The 622-nt window shown below is 65.0% G+C and carries 1 protein-coding gene; it reads right to left on the bottom strand.

The window, feature by feature from the left end; translation table 11 throughout:
• Positions 1-622 (bottom strand): Ig-like domain-containing protein (locus C6W88_RS21790; protein ID WP_197037178.1); only part of this gene is annotated, 622 nt, incomplete at both ends.

The raw sequence follows: 622 nt of genomic DNA, 5'->3' as shown, positions 1-622 counted from the left end.
CTGATAGGTCCCCGCGCTATCCTTCCACACCTCCAGGGTGCCGAGGTCTCCGTCGACCTCGACCGGACTGGCCTCGGTGCCGTCGGTCACATCGATACCATCGATCTCCACCTTGGCCAGGCTGTCGCTGCCGGTGTCGATGGCGAGCGACCCCAGAGTGGTCTCGAGGTCGGTGGGGGCCTTGCTCCCGCCGTCGTCGAGACCCGCCTCGTCCACTTCGTTGTTGCCCGAGGCGTTGGGCGACTCGGGATTGACCTCGACCTCGGGTGTGGCGTCCACAGTGATCGTCAGGGTCGCGCTGCTGATATCACCGTCGGCGTCGCGGATCGAGTAGTTGATCACCGCGTCACCCTCGAAGCCGTCGGCTGGCGTGAAGGTGATATTGCCGCTGGTGTCGACGCCACTGATGGTGCCGCTGCCACTCTCCAGCTTCACGCTGTCGATATCCATGGTGATCGGTCCATCGGCACCAGGGATATCCTTGCCCCCGGCCGTGCCGTCGAGCACATTGACGGTGACCGGCTCGCCCTCGTCAGTCTGGACCTCGTCATTGACGGCCGCGGGCACGTCATCCTTGATGTCGATGGTCAGGGTGGCCGGATCACTGGCGTCACCGTCGGAG

The organism is Halomonas litopenaei, from assembly GCF_003045775.1.
Lineage (GTDB): Bacteria > Pseudomonadota > Gammaproteobacteria > Pseudomonadales > Halomonadaceae > Halomonas > Halomonas litopenaei.
This window is presented reverse-complemented; position numbering and strand designations above follow the sequence as displayed.